Below are 16,658 nucleotides of genomic sequence, written 5' to 3'. Positions count from 1 at the left end.
CTACCTCAGCTTCAGGGTGGCAAGGCCAACCAGCACGAGAATCACGGTGATGATCCAGAAACGGACGATCACGCGCGGCTCGGGCCAGCCCTTGAGTTCAAAGTGGTGGTGTATCGGTGCCATGCGGAAGACCCGGCGACCGGTCAGCTTGAAGGACGCCACCTGAATAACCACTGACAGGGTTTCCATCACGAACACGCCGCCCATGATGAACAGGACGATTTCCTGACGGACGATCACCGCGATGGTGCCCAGTGCAGCACCCAGCGCCAGTGCGCCGACGTCACCCATGAAGACTTGGGCCGGATAGGTGTTGAACCAGAGGAAACCCAGCCCGGCACCGATCAAAGCACCGCAGAACACAATCAGTTCGCCTGCGCCCGGCACATACGGGATCAACAGGTATTCAGCGAATTTCACGTTACCCGACAGGTAGCAGAAGATGCCGAGACCACCGCCAACCATCACGGTCGGCATGATTGCCAGACCGTCGAGGCCGTCGGTGAGGTTGACCGCGTTGCTCGAACCGACAATCACGAAGTAGGTCAGCACGATGAAACCGAAGCCCAGCGGAATGCTGTAGTCCTTGAGCATCGGCAGGATCAGCGTGGTTTCCACCGGCGTCGAAGCGGTCATATAAAGGAAGATCGCCGCGCCCAGACCAAACACCGACTGCCAGAAATACTTCCAGCGGCTCGGCAAGCCACGCGAATTTTTCTCGATGACTTTGCGGTAATCGTCGACCCAGCCGATGGCGCCGAACAACAGGGTCACCAGCAGCACGGTCCAGACATAGCGGTTGCTCAGGTCAGCCCAGAGCAACGTACTGACGCCGATAGACGACAGAATCAGCGCGCCGCCCATGGTCGGTGTACCCGACTTGGACAGGTGCGATTGCGGACCGTCGTTACGAACGGACTGGCCGATCTGACGGTTCTGCAGAGTGCGGATCATCCACGGGCCATAGCACAGCGACAAAACCAGCGCGGTCAGCACACCGAGGATCCCGCGCAGGGTCAGGTACTGAAAGACCGCGAAGCCTTTGTGGAACTGTTGCAGATACTCCGCTAGCAGCAGCAGCATTAATGTTTCTCCAGACTGGACCCACACAGAGCCGCAACGATGTTTTCCATCGCTGCACTGCGCGAACCCTTGATCAAAATGGTGGTGTTTGTGTCCTGCTCGGCGTCCAGGGCCTGGATCAGTTCGGCCTGTGTGCCGAAGTGATGCGCCTGCTCACCGAATGCGTTGACGGCGTGAACCATGTTCGGTCCGACCGCGTAAAGCGCGGATACCTTGCCCCGGGCGTACTCACCCACGTCGCGGTGCCCCTGCTCCGCCCAATCGCCCAACTCGCCGATATCTCCGAGCACCAGGACGGTGCGGCCGGAAAAGCCGGCGAGTATATCAACGGCCGCGCACATCGAGGTGGGGTTTGCGTTGTAAGTGTCATCAATCACGCGCATGCCGTTTTTCGCCAATTGCGCGACGGTGCGACCCTTGACCGGTTGCACCGCGCCAAGGCCAGTGGCGATGCCGAACAGCGACACACCCAGGGCGTGGGCAGCAGCGGCGGCGGCCATGGCGTTGGCAACGTTATGGGTGCCGAGCAGGTTCAGTTGAACGCGCTCGCTACCTTCAGGCGTGTGCAGATTGAAGGCCGGGCAACCGCGTGCATCAGTGCTCAGGTCGCTGGCGTAGAAGTCCGCTTGAGTGTTGCTCAGCGCGAAGGTCAGCACCTTTCGACCGGCAGCGCGGGTCTTCCAGATACCAAAGGCCTTGTCGTCAAGGTTGAGCACGGCGATGCCATCGGCCGCCAGCCCTTCGATGATTTCGCCTTTGGCTTCGACGATTTTTTCCGGGCCACCGAACTCACCAACGTGAGCGGTACCGGCATTGTTCAGGATCGCTACGTGCGGCTTGGTCAGCCCGACGGTATAGGCGATTTCGCCCAGACGCGAGGCGCCCAGTTCGATCACGGCGGAGGTGTGTTCCGGCGCGAGTTCGATCAGGGTCAGCGGAACGCCGAGGTCATTGTTCAGATTGCCGCGTGTGGCCAGCACCGGACCGCGCGTGCGCAGGATGCTGGCGAGCATTTCCTTGACCGTGGTCTTGCCGCTGGAACCGGTCACGGCAGCCACTGGCTGAGTGAACGCGGCACGGTTCAAGGCCCCCAGCTGGCCCAGGGCCTGGCGGGTGTCCTTGACCAGCAATTGCGGCAGGGTGCTGTCGTCGACTTCGCGCTCGACCAATGCAGCCACGGCGCCTTTGCCGGCAACGTCGTTCAGATAATCATGACCGTCGAAACGCGGGCCAGTCAGGGCGATAAACAGTTGGCCGGGTTTGATACCGCGGCTGTCGATGCTCACGCCGTCGAAACTGGCATCGGCGCTGATCAGGCGTGCGTCGAGCGCGTTGGTCAGTTCGCTGAGTGTCAGGGCCTTAAGCATGGGCCATCTCCCAAGCGGTCAGCGCGTGATCCGCTTCGACCAGATCCGAGAAGGCATGACGCTCGCCGTTGATTTCCTGATAGTCCTCGTGACCTTTACCGGCCAGAACGATCACGTCATCCGCTGAAGCGTCGGCAATCAATTGCGCGATTGCCTGACCACGACCGGAAACGAAGATGACTTTATCCACAGCCGTGAAACCGGCGCGGATGTCATCGAAAATCACTGCCGGGTCTTCGGTGCGCGGATTGTCATCGGTGACAAGCACTTGATCGGCCAGACGCTCGACCACTTCAGCCATCAACGGACGCTTGCCGCGATCACGGTCACCGCCACAGCCGAACAGGCACAGCAACTGACCTTTGACGTGCGGGCGCAAAGCCGTCAGGACTTTTTCCAGTGCATCCGGGGTGTGGGCGTAATCGACCACCACCAACGGCTGAGTGCCGCCGCCAAGACGCTGCATGCGTCCGGCCGGGCCTTCGAGTTTCGGCAGTACCTTGAGAATTTCGTCGAGCGCGTAATCCAGGCCGAGCAAGGCGCCAACGGCTGCCAATACGTTGCTCAGGTTAAAACGGCCGAGCAGCGTGCTGCGCAGAAGATGCTCGCCCTGCGGCGTGACCAAGGTGGCGCGCACGCCATGATCGTCAAACTGCGCTTCGCGGCAGTACAGGTAAGCGCTGCTGTCGAGCAGGCTGTAGGTGATCAAACGCGACTCGCGTTTTTCGGCGGCCAGTTGCCGGCCGAAATCGTCGTCGAGGTTGACCACACGGCACTTCAGATCATTCCAGGCGAACAGCTTGGACTTGGCCTGCGCGTAAGCCTCCATCGTGCCGTGATAATCCAGATGATCGCGGGACAGATTGGTCATCACGGCAACGTCGAACGCCAGCGCGGTGACGCGGCCCTGATCCAGGCCGTGGGACGACACTTCCATGGCCACGGCTTTGGCGCCGGCCTTTTTCAGGTCGCCCAGAGTCGCTTGCACGGCGATCGGATTCGGCGTGGTGTGCAGCCCGCTTTGCAATGCGCCATAGAAGCCGGAACCGAGGGTGCCGACAACGCCGCAATGCTGGCCGAGCAGATCCAGCGCCTGCGCGACCAGTTGGGTCACGCTGGTTTTACCGTTGGTGCCCGTCACCCCCACCAGGTTCAGGTGATGGCTTGGCTCACCATAAAAACGCCCGGCAATGTCCGACAACTGCGCTGCCAGGCCCTTGACCGGAATCAGCGGCACATCAGTGATTGGCAGCACCGTGGCGCCTTCCACTTCATAGGCCACAGCAGCGGCGCCACGTTGCAAGGCATCGGCAATGTGCGCACGTCCATCGAATTTACCGCCCGGCACCGCGAGGAACAGGTCGCCCGCGCGTACGTTACGGCTATCCAGCGCCAATTCACGGATCAACAGATCGTGACCGGCGTGGGGGAATATCTTGTTCAGACTTAATGACATCAGCCGCGCCCTCCATTGGCTTTCAGCGGAACGACCGGGGTGGCGTTGGCCTGTTGTGTGGTCGGCAGGTTATCCGGGGTCACGTTCATCAAGCGCAGGGTGCCGGACATCACGCGGCTGAACACCGGCGCGGAAACCAGACCACCGAAGTAACCGGCCTTGCTTGGCTCATCGATCACCACAACGATGGCGTAACGCGGATCGCTCATCGGGCCGAAGCCGGCGAACAGCGAACGGTAGGAGTTTTCGGCGTAACCCTTGGTGCCCACCGAGGTCTTGCGCGCCGTACCCGATTTGCCCGCCACGTGATACGCCGGCACCTGCGCACGGAACACACCGCGCGGGGCCTCGATCACCTGGGTCAACATGCCCTGCATGGTTTTCGCGACCGTTTCCGGCAGCACTTGCGTGGTCTGCGGCATCTTGTCGGTTTTGATCAGCGTCAACGGTGCGAGGCGACCGTTGTTGGCCAGCGCCGAGAAGGCGTGAACCAGTTGAATCGCGGTCACGGAAATACCGTAGCCGTAGGACAGTGTCGCAGTTTCGGCCTTGCGCCAATCGCGGTAGTTAGGCAGGTTGCCGACGCGTTCGCCCGGGAAGCCGAGGCCGGTGTCCTGGCCGAGACCGACTTTCTGCGCCAGGCGGAAAATCGTTTCACCGCCGATATCGAACGCGACCTTACTCATGCCGACGTTACTGGAATTGATCAGGATGCCGGTCAGATCGAGTACCGGACCTTCGGACCGGGAAACGTCCTTAATGGTGTATTTGCCGATCTGCAGCGTGCCTGGATAAACCTCGACGGTATCGCTCGGTTTCCAGCGACCGGTTTCGATCGCGGCGGCCATCGAGATGGCTTTCATGGTCGAACCCGGTTCGAACACGTCGATCATCGCGCGGTTACGCATCATTGCCGGTTGCAGGTTGCGACGGTTGTTCGGGTTATAGGTCGGCTGGTTGACCATGGCGAGGATCTCGCCGGTCTTCACGTCCATGATCACCAGGCTGCCAGCCTTGGCGCCGTTCTCGATGATCGCGTTACGCAGCTCGCGGTTGGCCAGATATTGCAGGCGCAGGTCAATGGACAACGCCAAGGGCTTGCCGGCCTTGGCGTTTTTGGTGACCTGGACATCCTTGATCAGCCGCCCGCGCCGATCCTTGATGACTTGTCGCTTGCCCGGCACACCGGCCAGCCATTCGTCATAGGCCAGTTCGACACCTTCGCGCCCGTGATCATCGATGTCGGTGAAGCCGACCATGTGCGCGGTGACCTCACCGGCAGGGTAGAACCGGCGGAATTCTTCGATGCCGTAAACGCCCGGCACTTTCAGGTCGAGCACGGACTGGCCCTGCTCAGGGGTTAGCCCGCGCACCAGGTAAATGAATTCTTTATTGGCCTGCGCCTCAAGGCGTTCGGTCAGGGCTTTAGGGTCCTGACCCAGTGCGGCGGCCAGTGCTGGCCACTTCTCTTTGGCCGTCTGCATTTCCTTGGCGTTGGCCCACAGGGTGGTCACCGGGGTACTGACGGCCAAAGGCTCGCCGTTACGGTCGGTGATCAGACCACGGTGAGCAGGAATCGGGATGTGACGAAGACTGCGCGCATCGCCCTGACCCTTGAGGAAGTCACGGTCAACTACTTGCAGGTCAATGATGCGCCAGCAGATCGCGGCCACCATCAAACCGAGCAGCGCCACCATCAGGCGGAAGCGCCACGGGAACAGTGCGCCTTCAAGTTTCATCATGGCGCCACCATCTTCACGTCAGCCGCGCCTGGGATATGCATTTTCAGTTGTTCGGTGGCCAGCACTTCGATCCGGCTGTGCGCGGTCCAGGTGCTTTGCTCAAGAATCAAGCGCCCCCACTCGGCCTGCGCCTTGTCGCGCACGCTGAGTTCGTTATAAAGATTGTTGAGCAACTGACGGTTCCAGTGCGCGCTGTACGACACTGCGATAGCCGACACGAGCACGGCAACAAACAGCAGCAGCATGAAAAAGCTGCCGCCGGGCAGTGGCTTGGCGAAAAGCTTGCTCAACGCAATTTCTCCGCGACGCGCATGACGGCGCTACGGGAACGTGGGTTGGCTTTGAGTTCGGCGTCGGAGGCCGTCTGCGCTTTGCCATGGACTTTGATTTTCGGCTCGAACGCCACATGGCGAACCGGCAGGTTGCGCGGCAGGTTATCGGCTTCGCCTTTCACCAGCTTGCGCATGAACAGTTTGACGATGCGGTCTTCCAGCGAATGGAAGCTGATCACGACCAGACGGCCGCCCACTTCCAGGGCTTCCAGCGCTGCTTCGAGGCCGGCTTCCAGATCGCCCAACTCGTTGTTGACGTGAATGCGCAAACCCTGGAAGGCACGGGTGGCCGGGTTCTTGCCCTTTTCCCATGCCGGGTTGGCAACCTTGAGCACTTCGGCCAGATCGGCGGTACGCTCGAAAGGTTTGATATCGCGACGCTCGACGACGGCACGCGCCATGCGACCGGAGAAACGTTCTTCACCGTATTCCTTGAACACCCGGGCGATTTCTTCAGCCGGCGCGGTGTTGACGAATTCAGCGGCGCTGATGCCGCGGGACGGATCCATGCGCATGTCCAGCGGGCCGTCGTTGAGGAAACTGAAACCGCGCTCAGCATCATCGAGCTGCGGCGAGGACACGCCCAGGTCGAGCAGAATACCGCTGACCTTGCCGGCCAGACCGCGTTCGGCGATTTCCGAACCGAGCTCGGCAAAGCTGCGCTGCACAACGACAAAGCGGCCGTCTTCGGCCGCTAGCGTTTGCCCGGTGGCAATCGCTTGAGGATCTTTGTCGAATCCGATGAGTCGACCGTCCGGTCCGAGCTGGCTGAGGATCAACCGACTGTGTCCGCCGCGCCCGAACGTGCCGTCCAGATAGCAGCCATCAGGACGTACGGCGAGAGCCTCGACGGCTTCGTCAAGCAGTACGGTGATGTGGTTAAAGCCGCTATCAATAGTCACAGGATCAAATCACGCAGTTCATCAGGCATCGCGCCCGGTTGTTGAATGGCAGCAAGGTCAGCGGCAGATACCGCATTCCATGCATCCTCGTCCCACAATTGGAACTTGTTCAGTTGGCCCACCAGCATCGCTTTCTTATCAAGCTTTGCGTATTCGCGCAGACGCGGTGGAACCAGAAAACGACCACTGCCATCGAGTTCGAGATCGACGGCATTACCAATCAATAAACGCTGCAAGCGGCGGTTCTCTTCACGAAGCGAAGGGAGCGCGCGCAACTTGGTTTCAATAATTTCCCACTCGTCGAGCGGGTAGACACAAAGACAGGGATCAACGGCATCAATGGTGACGATCAATTGGCCGGAACTACGCGAATCCAGCTCGTCACGGTACCGGCTCGGCATAGCGAGACGGCCCTTTGCATCGAGACTGATAGCGTTAGCTCCGCGAAACACGTCTGCGTTTCTCCAATTTTTATCGTTTTGAGCTCAAAAAACCCACTTCATGCCACTTTCCGCCACTTGTGCACACTATAGGAATGCGGCCACCACACCGTCAAGGCGCGGATTAAAGGAAAAGCCTTACAGAACGGAGATTTAGGAGCATAAAAGGAGGAGTAACGAGAATCTGACGGAGACTTTTGACCCATAACTTGATGCAGCACTGAAAGCTGCGCTCGAAAGTTAAAGTAATTTGTTAAGAGTAAGATTTTTTCGGTATTACAAAAGCGCTTCTGCTGTTGATTGAAGCAGGGTGGGAAAAGGCTATTACTGCAATTGCCGCTGCCGAACTTTCAGAGCAGGCCTGCTGATATTACACAGCCCCGATGCCATTGATTCAAGCAGGGAAAGAAAAAGGTGGAGAGTCGATCTGTAAGCCGGGTTCTGTCTTGAACAGTCATTCGTCTACGATGGCCATCACTGGACATCTTTAGCAACCTACCCGGTCCCAGCGCGGGCCACGCCTTGGGACCCTATTTGGTCTTGCTCCAAGTGGGGTTTACCTAGCCACGAACTGTTGCCAGACGTGCGGTGCGCTCTTACCGCACCTTTTCACCCTTACCGGCGCCGAAGCACTTAGGCGGTTATTTTCTGTGGCACTTTCCGTAGGCTCACGCCTCCCAGGCATTACCTGGCACTTCGCCCTATGGAGCCCGGACTTTCCTCCCCCCCCTAATTTTCATAGAGGGCAGCGACTGTCCGATCGACTCTCCGCCGCGAAGGTTAACGGCAGAGCGAGCGAAGAACAAGCGCTAAAAGCCTCAAGACCGCTATGGGCGACGGCTTACACGTCTTTCTGTTTATCCAGCGCGACCTGATACAGGACGTTTTTACGCTCACCGGTGATCTGCGCTGCCAGCGCGGCGGCACGCTTGAGCGGCATCTCTTCGAGCAACAGATTGAGGATGCGCATAGCTTCGCTGCTGACCGCGTCCTCGCTCTCAGGAGCGGTCCAGCCGGCGACCAGCACCACGCATTCGCCGCGCTGCTGATTGCTGTCGGACTCGACGAATGCGCGCAACTCAGCCAGCGGCAGCCCCTTGAGCGTTTCAAAAGTCTTGGTGATTTCACGGGCCAGCAGTGCCTGCCGCTCGCCACCGAACACTGCTTCCATGTCCTGCAGACATTCCAGAATGCGGTGCGGGGCTTCGTAGAAAATCAGCGTACGCGGCTCTTCCTTGACAGCTTCAAGTCGCGCCTTGCGCCCAACTGACTTGGCCGGCAGAAAACCTTCGAAGATGAATCGATCAGACGGCAGGCCCGCTGCCGACAATGCTGCGATCAAAGCGCAGGCACCCGGCACCGGCACCACATTGATCCCGGCAGCACGGGCCTGACGCACCAGGTGATAACCCGGATCGGAAATCAGCGGCGTGCCCGCGTCGGAAATCAGCGCGACGCTATCTCCCGCCAGCAGACGGGTGATAAAGCGGCTACCTTCATCTCGTTCGTTATGTTCGTGGCAAGCGGCCAACGGCGTCGAAATACCGAAGTGCTGCATCAGTCGTTGCGAGTGACGCGTATCTTCGGCAGCGATCAGCGCCACTTCACGGAGGATTTTCAGTGCCCGGGCGCTGATGTCGTCCAGGTTGCCGATGGGCGTCGCCACCACATAAAGCGAGCCGGCAGCGGAATTCAGGGAACCTGGAGCAGTCAAAGCGCACACCTCATGATCGGTAAAAACCGGCATTGTAACGCGTCACGAGGCTTGCGACGTCCTCTGCTGGCCTGCGGTTTTTGCGCGCAGTCATGCGACGCTGCAACATTTACTTCAGCTAAATTGACCGATTCACGCCAGCAACATCGCGCCCCGGCCAGTGCTTGGGTACAATTCCACGCTAATTTGATCGAGTATCAGGAACACTTACATGATCGCTTGCCTGCGGCTGTTCACTGCCCTCTGCCTCGCTGCCCTTTTGGCGGCTTGCGCCAGCTCCCCTTCCTCCAGCCTTGGCGAACTTCCACGGACTCCGGACGCCAGCATCGAGCAACTGCTCGAACAGGCTTCCCAGGCTAAAACCCCGGAAAAAGCTGCCCTGTTACGCTTGAGCGCAGCAGACCTGGCTTATCGCCAAGGCAATGCCGGGCAGTCTGCGCAGATCCTGCAACAAGTGCCGGTGGAGCAACTCAAGCCGGGCCAGCAGATTTTTGCCGTTACGCTGTCCGCCGAACTGGCGATGACGCGTAATCAGCCAAAAGCGGCGCTGACCGCCCTGAGCCATCCAAGCCTGCAGAAACTGGGTGAAATGCCGGAAGAGCAACAGGTCCGCACCGGCACCGTTCATGCCCGCGCCCTTGAAGCCGATGGCCAGACCCTGGCTGCCGCCCGCGAGCGCATCTTCATTGCGCCGATGCTGAAAGACGAAGCGGCGAGCAAGAACCATGAAGCGATCTGGACATTGATCGCCTCGCTGCCAACCGATCAACTGCAGCCGAACACCACAGATGACCTCGGCGGCTGGATGGGTCTGGCGCTGGCCGTGAAAACCGCCGGCACGCTCGAACAGCAACAAGCTGCAATCGATACCTGGCGCGCGCAGAATCCAAAGCACCCGGCTGCAATCAACTTGCCGCTGCCGCTGACCAAGCTCAAGGAACTGGCCAGCCAGCCGTTGAGCAAAATCGCCCTGCTTCTGCCACAGGACGGCCAACTGGCGTCGGTCGGCAAAGCACTGCGCGAAGGTTTCATGGCGGCGCACTATCAGGCCCAACAGGCCGGGCAGAAGCCACCAGCGATCGAGTTTTATGACAGCTCGAAACTGACCTCCATGGACGAGTTCTACCGCAAGGCTCAGGCAGACGGCGTGCAACTGGTCGTCGGCCCACTGGAAAAAACACTGGTCAAACAACTGAGCACCCGCCCGCAACTGCCGATCACCACCCTCGCGCTGAACTACAGCGAAGGCGATCAAGGTCCGGCGCAGCTGTTCCAGTTTGGCCTTGCCGCTGAAGACGAAGCCCGCGAAGTATCCCGCCGCGCCCGCGCCGACGGCCTGCACCGCGCCGCGATCATGGTGCCGAAAGGCGAATGGGGCGAACGCGTCCTGCGTGCGTTCAGCCAGGATTGGCAAGCCAATGGCGGCAGCATCGTCGCCACCGAGCGTGTCGACCAGCCAGTGCAACTGGCCCAGCAAATTGCCGACATGTTCCAGCTGCGCCAGAGCGAAGCCCGCGCCAAGAGCCTGCAAAATGCGGCAGGCACCAACGTCGCCGCTCAGCCATCGCGCCGCCAGGACATCGAGTTCATCTTCCTCGCCGCGACCCCGCAACAGGCGCAGCAGATCAAGCCGACCCTGAATTTCCAGTACGCCGGTGACGTCCCTGTCTATGCGACCTCGCACGTTTACAGCGCCAGCGGCGATGTGAACCAGTACAACGACATGAACGGCATCCGCTTCTGCGAAACGCCTTGGCTGCTGGAAACCAGCGATCCGCTGCGCCAGCAAGTCACTGCGCAGTGGCCACAAGCCGCCGGCAGCCTTGGGCGCCTGTACGCCATGGGCGTCGATGCTTATCGTCTGGCACCGCGCCTGGGCCAACTCAAAGCCTTGCCGGACAGCCGCATCGAAGGTCAGTCAGGCAGCCTCAGCATGACTCAGACTCAGCGTATTGTGCGCCAGTTGCCTTGGGCTCAGTTTGTCAGTGGTCAGATTCAGCGCCTGCCGGACACCCAGCGCTGATGCCTGACAGGTCACGCTCGCAAAGCGGTAAGGATGCCGAGCGCCAGGCGCTCGAACATCTACAAAATCAGGGCCTGCGCCTGCTGGCGCAGAACTGGTTATGTAAACGCGGCGAGCTTGATCTGGTCATGCTTGATGGCGATACAGTAGTATTCGTTGAAGTTCGCTACAGAAAAAACACTCAATGGGGTGGTGCGCTCGCTAGCATCGATGGGCGCAAGCAGCAGAAACTGATTTTCGCTGCGCAGTATTTTCTTCAGCGCGAGTCGCGTTGGGCCAATTCCCCCTGCCGCTTCGACGTGGTGGCCATCGATAGCCATCCGAGTCAGCTGAACTGGTTGCAGAATGCTTTCGACAGTTGATTGCTTGCCGCCAACCCGGATATCTCCACCCGACAACTTTTGCTCTTTGCTTTGCGGGCTGCACATTCATGTGCCGAACAGCCGCGCTACTTAAGGTCACACAGATGGACATGCAATCGCGAATTCGCCAGCTTTTTCAGGCCAGTATCGACACCAAGCAACAGGCGATGGACGTACTTGCACCGCACATCGAGCAAGCCAGCCAGATCATGGTCAACGCCCTGCTCAACGAAGGCAAAATGCTTTCGTGCGGCAACGGTGGCTCTGCCGGCGACGCCCAGCACTTCTCCTCGGAACTGCTCAACCGCTTCGAGCGCGAGCGCCCGAGCCTGCCGGCCATCGCCCTGACCACCGATACGTCGACGATCACCTCGATCGCCAACGACTACAGCTACAACGAAGTGTTCTCAAAGCAGATCCGTGCACTCGGTCAGCCAGGCGATGTTTTGCTGGCGATTTCGACCAGCGGTAACTCGGCGAACATTATTCAAGCGATCCAGGCCGCACATGATCGCGAAATGATTGTCGTAGCTTTGACCGGACGCGATGGCGGCGGCATGGCGTCACTGCTGTTGCCCGAGGACGTCGAGATTCGCGTACCGGCCAACGTCACTGCACGTATTCAAGAAGTCCACTTGCTGGCGATCCATTGCCTTTGCGATCTGATCGACAGCCAACTGTTCGGGAGTGAAGAATGACCCCTAATCGCCTTGGCCTTCTGGCCTTGACTCTGTGCCTCGGCATCAGCGGCTGCACTTCGGTGGTGAATGCCAGCCGTGAAGCGCCGATTGATGACGACCGCGGCACTCGCACCTTCGGCAGCAAGATCGATGACTCGCTGATCGAAACCAAAGTGGGCGTTAACGTGGCCAAGGCCGACCCGGCGCTGGACAACGACTCGCACGTGGTAGTCACCAGTTTCAACGGCGTCGTGCTGCTGGCTGGCCAGACACCGCGCGCAGACCTCAAGGCCAAGGCCGAACAGGCCGCTGCCAACGTTCAGCGCGTGAAGAAGGTGCACAACGAGCTGCAAGTGCTGCCACCCTCCTCCCTGCTGGCGCGGCAGAATGACACGTGGCTGACCACCAAGATCAAGACCCAGATGCTCACCGACGCCAGTATCCCCGGCTCGCGCATCAAGGTGGTGACCGAGAATGGCATCGTCTATCTGCTGGGCCTGCTGACCAAGCAGGAAGCCACTCAGGCGACCAATCTGGTGCAGGGCGTGTCGGGCGTGCAGAAGATTGTGAAGCTGTTCGAATACATCGACTGATTTCTTCCTCGCAGGAGCCGCCTTCGGCAGCCCCTACAGGTTTGAAGCAGGCAATAAAAAAGGCGATCCATCTGGATCGCCTTTTTTATTACTTCACCACCTTCAGACTTGGCCGGCCGCTTGGGCGCGGTGGCTCGCTGTCCGGTGGCGGCAGGTCATCGTCCTGCTCGATATCGTCTTCGTCACCCATCGGCGACTCGATATCGAACACCATGCCCTGACCGTTCTCCCGAGCGTAAATACCCAGGATGGCGCTGATCGGCACATACAGACTGTGCGGGACACCACCGAAGCGACCCTCGAAGGTCACCACGTCGTTGTCCATGTGCAGATGCCGCACAGCGCTTGGCGAGATGTTCAGAACAATCTGCCCGTCACTGGCGAAACCCTGCGGCACCTGCACGGCTGGGTACTCGGAATTAACCAGCATGTGCGGGGTGCAATCGTTATCCACAATCCACTCGTAGAGCGCGCGGACCAGATAAGGTCGACTGGAGTTCATAACGGCTCCTTAAGCCTTAGCGCATGTCGCGTTCGACACCAGACAGACTCGCCTGGAAAGCCTCACGCGCAAACGAGCGCTCCATGTAATCAAGCAACGGCTTGGCAGGCCGCGGCAGTTCAATACCCAGAATCGGCAAACGCCAGAGTATTGGCAATAGGCAGCAATCCACCAGACTTTGTTCCTCACTCAGGAAAAACGGCTTGTCGGCAAACAGCGGCGACACGCCAGTCAGGCTTTCGCGCAATTCCTTGCGCGCCACGACGCGCGCGGCCTCCTTGCTTTTAGGATCCAGAATCAGATCCACCAGACCACACCAGTCACGCTGAATGCGATGAATCAGCAGTCGGCTGTTGGCACGTGCCACCGGGTAAACCGGCAGCAACGGCGGGTGCGGGTAACGCTCATCCAGATACTCCATCACCACGGTCGACTCCCACAACGCCAGGTCACGATCGACCAGCGTCGGCAGACTTCCGTAAGGGTTCACCTCAATCAGTTTAGGCGGCTGACGACCAGCTTCCACATAAATGATCTCGGCGCTGACACCCTTCTCTGCAAGCACGATGCGCACTCGGTGGGAATAGTGGTCGGCGGGGTCGGAGTAGCAGGCCAACCGATTGGTCACGCCCATGGCGATCCTCCTCGCTTGTTGAAATTATCGGAACCGGAAAAACGCGCGCGCCCAGAGGGCGCCTCCCGCAACACCTGGCTTACCAGGCGCTACGTTGTCGGAGGCGCCCTTGGGCGCGCGCGATTAACAGCAATGCTTGAAGCGTATCAGTGCACGTCTTTCCAGTATTCACGCTTGAGCAAATAGGCGAACACAAAGAAGAACGCCAGGTACAGCAAAACGTAAGTACCGATGCGCTGATGTTGCAGCTTAACCGGGTTAGCCGAGTAAGCCAGGAAGGTTACCAGATTCTTGACCTTCTCATCGAACTGCTCTTCATTCAGAGCACCGGATTTCGGCACGATGGTCAGTTGATCGCACGCTTCATGAGTCAGAGGCGTACCGGTCAGCGGATCATATTGCTTCTTGCCGTTCTCGACGATCTGCACCTGTTTGCAACCTACGACCTGACGACCTTGCAGGCCGACCAGCACGTTAGGCATGCCAACGTTCGGGAAGACCTTGTTGTTCACGCCCCATGGACGTGCAGGGTCTTCGTAGAACGACTTCAGGTAACCGTAAAGCCAGTCAGTGCCACGAACGCGAGCCACCAACGTCAGATCCGGCGGCGCTGCGCCGAACCAGGTCTTGGCGTCGGCCGGCTGCATGCCGATGTTCATGTGGTCACCGATCTTGGCGCCAGTGAACACCAGCTTCTCCAGCATCAGTTCGTGGGGCACGCCAAGATCATCGGCAACCCGCTCGTAACGCTGGAACTTGGCACTGTGGCAACCCATGCAATAGTTGGCAAAGGTACGCGCACCATCCTGCAGCGCAGCCTTGTCGCCGACGTCAATGTCGACTGTTTCCAGCTCCGGACCACCGTGTGGTGCCGCGAAAGACAGAGCAGGCAAAGCAGCAAAAATCAGAGCAAAAAATAACTTTTTCATCAGCCAGTCACCCTATCCGGAACCGGTTTGGTCTTCTCGAGCCTGGTGTAGAACGGCATCAGAATGAAGTAGGCGAAGTACAGGAAGGTGCAGACCTGCGACAGCAACGTGCGACCCGGGGTTGGCGCCAAAACGCCGAGAATGCCGAGGATCACGAACGAAATGCAGAACACCACCAGCCAGATTTTGCTCAGCCAGCCTTTATAGCGCATCGACTTGACCGGACTGCGATCAAGCCACGGCAGGACAAACAGCACTGCAATGGCCGCGCCCATGGCGATAACGCCCATGAGTTTGTCCGGGATCGCCCGCAGGATCGCGTAGAACGGCGTGAAGTACCAAACCGGCGCAATATGCTCTGGCGTCTTGAACGGGTTGGCCGGTTCAAAGTTCGGCTTTTCGAGGAAATAGCCGCCCATTTCCGGGAAGAAGAACACGATAAAGCAGAAGATGAACAGGAACACCACAACGCCGACAATGTCTTTCACGGTGTAGTACGGATGGAAAGGAATGCCATCCAGCGGGATGCCGTTTTCGTCTTTGTGCTTCTTGATATCGACGCCGTCAGGGTTGTTCGACCCCACTTCATGCAGCGCCAGAATGTGCAGCACCACCAGACCGAGAATCACGATCGGCAAGGCCACAACGTGCAAGGCGAAGAAGCGGTTCAGGGTGATCCCGGAAATCAGGTAGTCACCACGAATCCATTGGGTCAGGTCGTCGCCGATCAGCGGAATCGCACCGAACAGCGAGATGATCACCTGCGCCCCCCAGTAGGACATCTGTCCCCACGGCAGCAAATAACCCATGAAGGCTTCGGCCATCAGCGCCAGATAGATCAGCATGCCGAACACCCAGACCAGCTCACGCGGTTTCTGGTACGAACCGTAGAGCAAGCCACGGAACATGTGCAGATAGACCACGATGAAGAACGCCGAAGCGCCAGTCGAGTGCAGCAGACGCAGGATCGAGCCGTACTCGACGTCGCGCATGATGTATTCAACGGAAGCGAACGCTTCTTCTGCCGACGGGGTATAGCTCATCGTCAGCCAGACACCGGTGACGATCTGATTAACCAGAACCAGCAGCGCCAGCGAGCCGAAAAAGTAGAAGAAGTTGAAGTTTTTTGGAGCGTAATACTTGCTGAGATGGTCTTCCCACATTTTTGTGGCGGGGAAGCGCGCATCAACCCAATCCATGAACTTGCTCATCACGCTTTCTCCGTATCGACGCCAATGACAATCAGGTCATCGGTCTCATAGGAATGCGGGGGAACTGGCAGGTTCAAAGGCGCAGGTTGCGACTTGTAGACGCGGCCAGCCAGATCGTAGTGGGAACCGTGGCAAGGGCAGAAATAACCGCCCACCCAGTCTTTACCCAGATCCGCAGGTGCCACTTCGGGACGGAAGGTCGGTGAGCAACCCAAGTGTGTGCAAATCCCGATCAGCAGGAGAATTTCCGGCTTGATCGAACGCACCTCAGGGTCGACATAGGTGGGTTGCGTGGAGTTTTTGGAGGTCGGATCGGAGAGTTGCCCCTCGATCTTTTTAAGATTCCCCAGGATTTCCTCGGTACGGCGGACAATGAACACCGGCTGGCCGCGCCATTCAGCAATCATCTGCTGTCCTGGCTCGATTTTGCTGACATTCACTTTCACCGGTGCACCAGCGGCTTTCGCCTTGGCACTGGGAAACCATGACCCCACGAACGGGACCGCAGCCCCCACCGCTCCTGCAGCACCCACCACGGATGTGGCTGCTACCAAGAAGCGACGCCGGCCTGCATTCACGCCGTCATTGCTCATTCAGTCCTCTCCCATCAGCTTTTGTGGCCTGTTAAATCAGGCGTCTACTAAATAAATCAATGTTACTTATAAAAATTTTGCCGAGATGGTAATGA

General features: G+C 59.0%; 17 protein-coding genes and 1 other RNA gene. 4 read left to right on the top strand and 14 right to left on the bottom strand.

Translation table 11 applies throughout. The features are described from left to right. From mraY to rsmI, 9 genes are all read right to left on the bottom strand, one after another. Positions 1 to 1,083, bottom strand: a complete 1,083-nt coding sequence (gene mraY / locus AB4P91_RS10840; protein WP_047303084.1) for a phospho-N-acetylmuramoyl-pentapeptide-transferase — start codon at positions 1,081 to 1,083, stop codon at positions 1 to 3. Next, positions 1,083 to 2,450, bottom strand: coding sequence for a UDP-N-acetylmuramoyl-tripeptide--D-alanyl-D-alanine ligase (murF, locus tag AB4P91_RS10835; RefSeq protein ID WP_395604767.1), 1,368 nt, complete (start codon positions 2,448 to 2,450; stop codon positions 1,083 to 1,085). The genes mraY and murF overlap by 1 nt, the downstream gene beginning before the upstream one ends. Beyond that, positions 2,443 to 3,906 (bottom strand): UDP-N-acetylmuramoyl-L-alanyl-D-glutamate--2,6-diaminopimelate ligase, encoded by a 1,464-nt coding sequence (locus AB4P91_RS10830; protein ID WP_395604766.1) that lies wholly within the window; start codon positions 3,904 to 3,906, stop codon positions 2,443 to 2,445. The genes murF and AB4P91_RS10830 overlap by 8 nt, the downstream gene beginning before the upstream one ends. Next, complete coding sequence (locus AB4P91_RS10825) at positions 3,906 to 5,645, bottom strand: penicillin-binding protein 2 (protein ID WP_191624012.1); 1,740 nt, start codon at positions 5,643 to 5,645, stop codon at positions 3,906 to 3,908. The genes AB4P91_RS10830 and AB4P91_RS10825 overlap by 1 nt, the downstream gene beginning before the upstream one ends. Then, positions 5,645 to 5,938, bottom strand: a complete 294-nt coding sequence (gene ftsL / locus AB4P91_RS10820) for a cell division protein FtsL (protein WP_042560990.1) — start codon at positions 5,936 to 5,938, stop codon at positions 5,645 to 5,647. The genes AB4P91_RS10825 and ftsL overlap by 1 nt, the downstream gene beginning before the upstream one ends. Next, positions 5,935 to 6,882, bottom strand: coding sequence for a 16S rRNA (cytosine(1402)-N(4))-methyltransferase RsmH (gene rsmH, locus AB4P91_RS10815; protein ID WP_395604765.1), 948 nt, complete (start codon positions 6,880 to 6,882; stop codon positions 5,935 to 5,937). Before rsmH ends, ftsL begins: the two co-directional genes overlap by 4 nt. Beyond that, positions 6,879 to 7,334: a division/cell wall cluster transcriptional repressor MraZ gene (gene mraZ / locus AB4P91_RS10810; RefSeq protein ID WP_042560992.1), complete on the bottom strand. Its 456-nt coding sequence runs from the start codon at positions 7,332 to 7,334 to the stop codon at positions 6,879 to 6,881. Before mraZ ends, rsmH begins: the two co-directional genes overlap by 4 nt. 402 nt (positions 7,335 to 7,736) lie before the next feature. After that, positions 7,737 to 8,090: RNase P RNA component class A (gene rnpB, locus AB4P91_RS10805), an RNA gene on the bottom strand. Positions 8,091 to 8,163: 73 nt separating this feature from the next. Continuing rightward, complete coding sequence (rsmI, locus tag AB4P91_RS10800; protein WP_150592668.1) at positions 8,164 to 9,069, bottom strand: 16S rRNA (cytidine(1402)-2'-O)-methyltransferase; 906 nt, start codon at positions 9,067 to 9,069, stop codon at positions 8,164 to 8,166. Positions 9,070 to 9,247: 178 nt separating this feature from the next. On the opposite strand from rsmI, the gene AB4P91_RS10795 reads away from it, so the two are divergent. The 4 genes from AB4P91_RS10795 to AB4P91_RS10780 all read left to right on the top strand — a co-directional run bounded on the left by AB4P91_RS10795 (position 9,248) and on the right by AB4P91_RS10780 (position 12,694). After that, positions 9,248 to 11,059 (top strand): penicillin-binding protein activator, encoded by a 1,812-nt coding sequence (locus AB4P91_RS10795; protein ID WP_395604764.1) that lies wholly within the window; start codon positions 9,248 to 9,250, stop codon positions 11,057 to 11,059. After that, entirely contained in the window at positions 11,059 to 11,421 is a 363-nt protein-coding gene (locus tag AB4P91_RS10790) for a YraN family protein (protein ID WP_150592666.1), read from the top strand. Before AB4P91_RS10795 ends, AB4P91_RS10790 begins: the two co-directional genes overlap by 1 nt. A gap of 104 nt (positions 11,422 to 11,525) precedes the next feature. Beyond that, entirely contained in the window at positions 11,526 to 12,119 is a 594-nt protein-coding gene (locus AB4P91_RS10785) for a phosphoheptose isomerase (RefSeq protein WP_008082788.1), read from the top strand. Further along, the gene (locus AB4P91_RS10780) at positions 12,116 to 12,694 is read left to right on the top strand and encodes a BON domain-containing protein (RefSeq protein ID WP_150592665.1); all 579 of its coding nucleotides are present in this window, start codon (positions 12,116 to 12,118) and stop codon (positions 12,692 to 12,694) included. Before AB4P91_RS10785 ends, AB4P91_RS10780 begins: the two co-directional genes overlap by 4 nt. A gap of 88 nt (positions 12,695 to 12,782) precedes the next feature. Here AB4P91_RS10780 and AB4P91_RS10775 read toward each other — a convergent pair whose 3' ends face one another. The 5 genes from AB4P91_RS10775 to petA all read right to left on the bottom strand — a co-directional run bounded on the left by AB4P91_RS10775 (position 12,783) and on the right by petA (position 16,563). Then, positions 12,783 to 13,196 (bottom strand): ClpXP protease specificity-enhancing factor, encoded by a 414-nt coding sequence (locus tag AB4P91_RS10775; protein ID WP_150592664.1) that lies wholly within the window; start codon positions 13,194 to 13,196, stop codon positions 12,783 to 12,785. A 16-nt stretch (positions 13,197 to 13,212) separates the two neighbouring features. After that, entirely contained in the window at positions 13,213 to 13,830 is a 618-nt protein-coding gene (locus AB4P91_RS10770) for a glutathione S-transferase N-terminal domain-containing protein (protein WP_047303097.1), read from the bottom strand. A 146-nt stretch (positions 13,831 to 13,976) separates the two neighbouring features. Next, positions 13,977 to 14,759: a cytochrome c1 gene (locus tag AB4P91_RS10765; RefSeq protein WP_395604763.1), complete on the bottom strand. Its 783-nt coding sequence runs from the start codon at positions 14,757 to 14,759 to the stop codon at positions 13,977 to 13,979. Next, on the bottom strand, positions 14,759 to 15,970 hold the full coding sequence (locus AB4P91_RS10760; RefSeq protein ID WP_150592662.1) for a cytochrome bc complex cytochrome b subunit: 1,212 nt from the start codon (positions 15,968 to 15,970) through the stop codon (positions 14,759 to 14,761). The genes AB4P91_RS10765 and AB4P91_RS10760 overlap by 1 nt, the downstream gene beginning before the upstream one ends. Then, positions 15,970 to 16,563, bottom strand: coding sequence for a ubiquinol-cytochrome c reductase iron-sulfur subunit (petA, locus tag AB4P91_RS10755; protein WP_007917031.1), 594 nt, complete (start codon positions 16,561 to 16,563; stop codon positions 15,970 to 15,972). Before petA ends, AB4P91_RS10760 begins: the two co-directional genes overlap by 1 nt. Between the last annotated feature and the right edge of the window lie 95 nt (positions 16,564 to 16,658).

This window comes from Pseudomonas sp. B21128 (genome assembly GCF_044218865.1).
Taxonomy (GTDB): Bacteria; Pseudomonadota; Gammaproteobacteria; order Pseudomonadales; family Pseudomonadaceae; genus Aquipseudomonas; species Aquipseudomonas iridis.
This window is presented reverse-complemented; position numbering and strand designations above follow the sequence as displayed.

Excerpts from the sequence above, each read along its gene's own strand:
- mraY (WP_047303084.1), bottom strand. The coding sequence starts at position 1,083 with ATGCTGCTGCTGCTAGCGGAGTATCTGCAACAGTTCCACAAAGGCTTC.
- murF (WP_395604767.1), bottom strand. The coding sequence starts at position 2,450 with ATGCTTAAGGCCCTGACACTCAGCGAACTGACCAACGCGCTCGACGCA.
- AB4P91_RS10830 (WP_395604766.1), bottom strand. The coding sequence starts at position 3,906 with ATGTCATTAAGTCTGAACAAGATATTCCCCCACGCCGGTCACGATCTG.
- AB4P91_RS10825 (WP_191624012.1), bottom strand. The coding sequence starts at position 5,645 with ATGAAACTTGAAGGCGCACTGTTCCCGTGGCGCTTCCGCCTGATGGTG.
- rsmI (WP_150592668.1), bottom strand. The coding sequence starts at position 9,069 with ATGCCGGTTTTTACCGATCATGAGGTGTGCGCTTTGACTGCTCCAGGT.
- AB4P91_RS10795 (WP_395604764.1), top strand. The coding sequence starts at position 9,248 with ATGATCGCTTGCCTGCGGCTGTTCACTGCCCTCTGCCTCGCTGCCCTT.
- AB4P91_RS10790 (WP_150592666.1), top strand. The coding sequence starts at position 11,059 with ATGCCTGACAGGTCACGCTCGCAAAGCGGTAAGGATGCCGAGCGCCAG.
- AB4P91_RS10785 (WP_008082788.1), top strand. The coding sequence starts at position 11,526 with ATGGACATGCAATCGCGAATTCGCCAGCTTTTTCAGGCCAGTATCGAC.
- AB4P91_RS10780 (WP_150592665.1), top strand. The coding sequence starts at position 12,116 with ATGACCCCTAATCGCCTTGGCCTTCTGGCCTTGACTCTGTGCCTCGGC.
- AB4P91_RS10775 (WP_150592664.1), bottom strand. The coding sequence starts at position 13,196 with ATGAACTCCAGTCGACCTTATCTGGTCCGCGCGCTCTACGAGTGGATT.
- AB4P91_RS10770 (WP_047303097.1), bottom strand. The coding sequence starts at position 13,830 with ATGGGCGTGACCAATCGGTTGGCCTGCTACTCCGACCCCGCCGACCAC.
- AB4P91_RS10765 (WP_395604763.1), bottom strand. The coding sequence starts at position 14,759 with ATGAAAAAGTTATTTTTTGCTCTGATTTTTGCTGCTTTGCCTGCTCTG.
- AB4P91_RS10760 (WP_150592662.1), bottom strand. The coding sequence starts at position 15,970 with ATGAGCAAGTTCATGGATTGGGTTGATGCGCGCTTCCCCGCCACAAAA.
- petA (WP_007917031.1), bottom strand. The coding sequence starts at position 16,563 with ATGAGCAATGACGGCGTGAATGCAGGCCGGCGTCGCTTCTTGGTAGCA.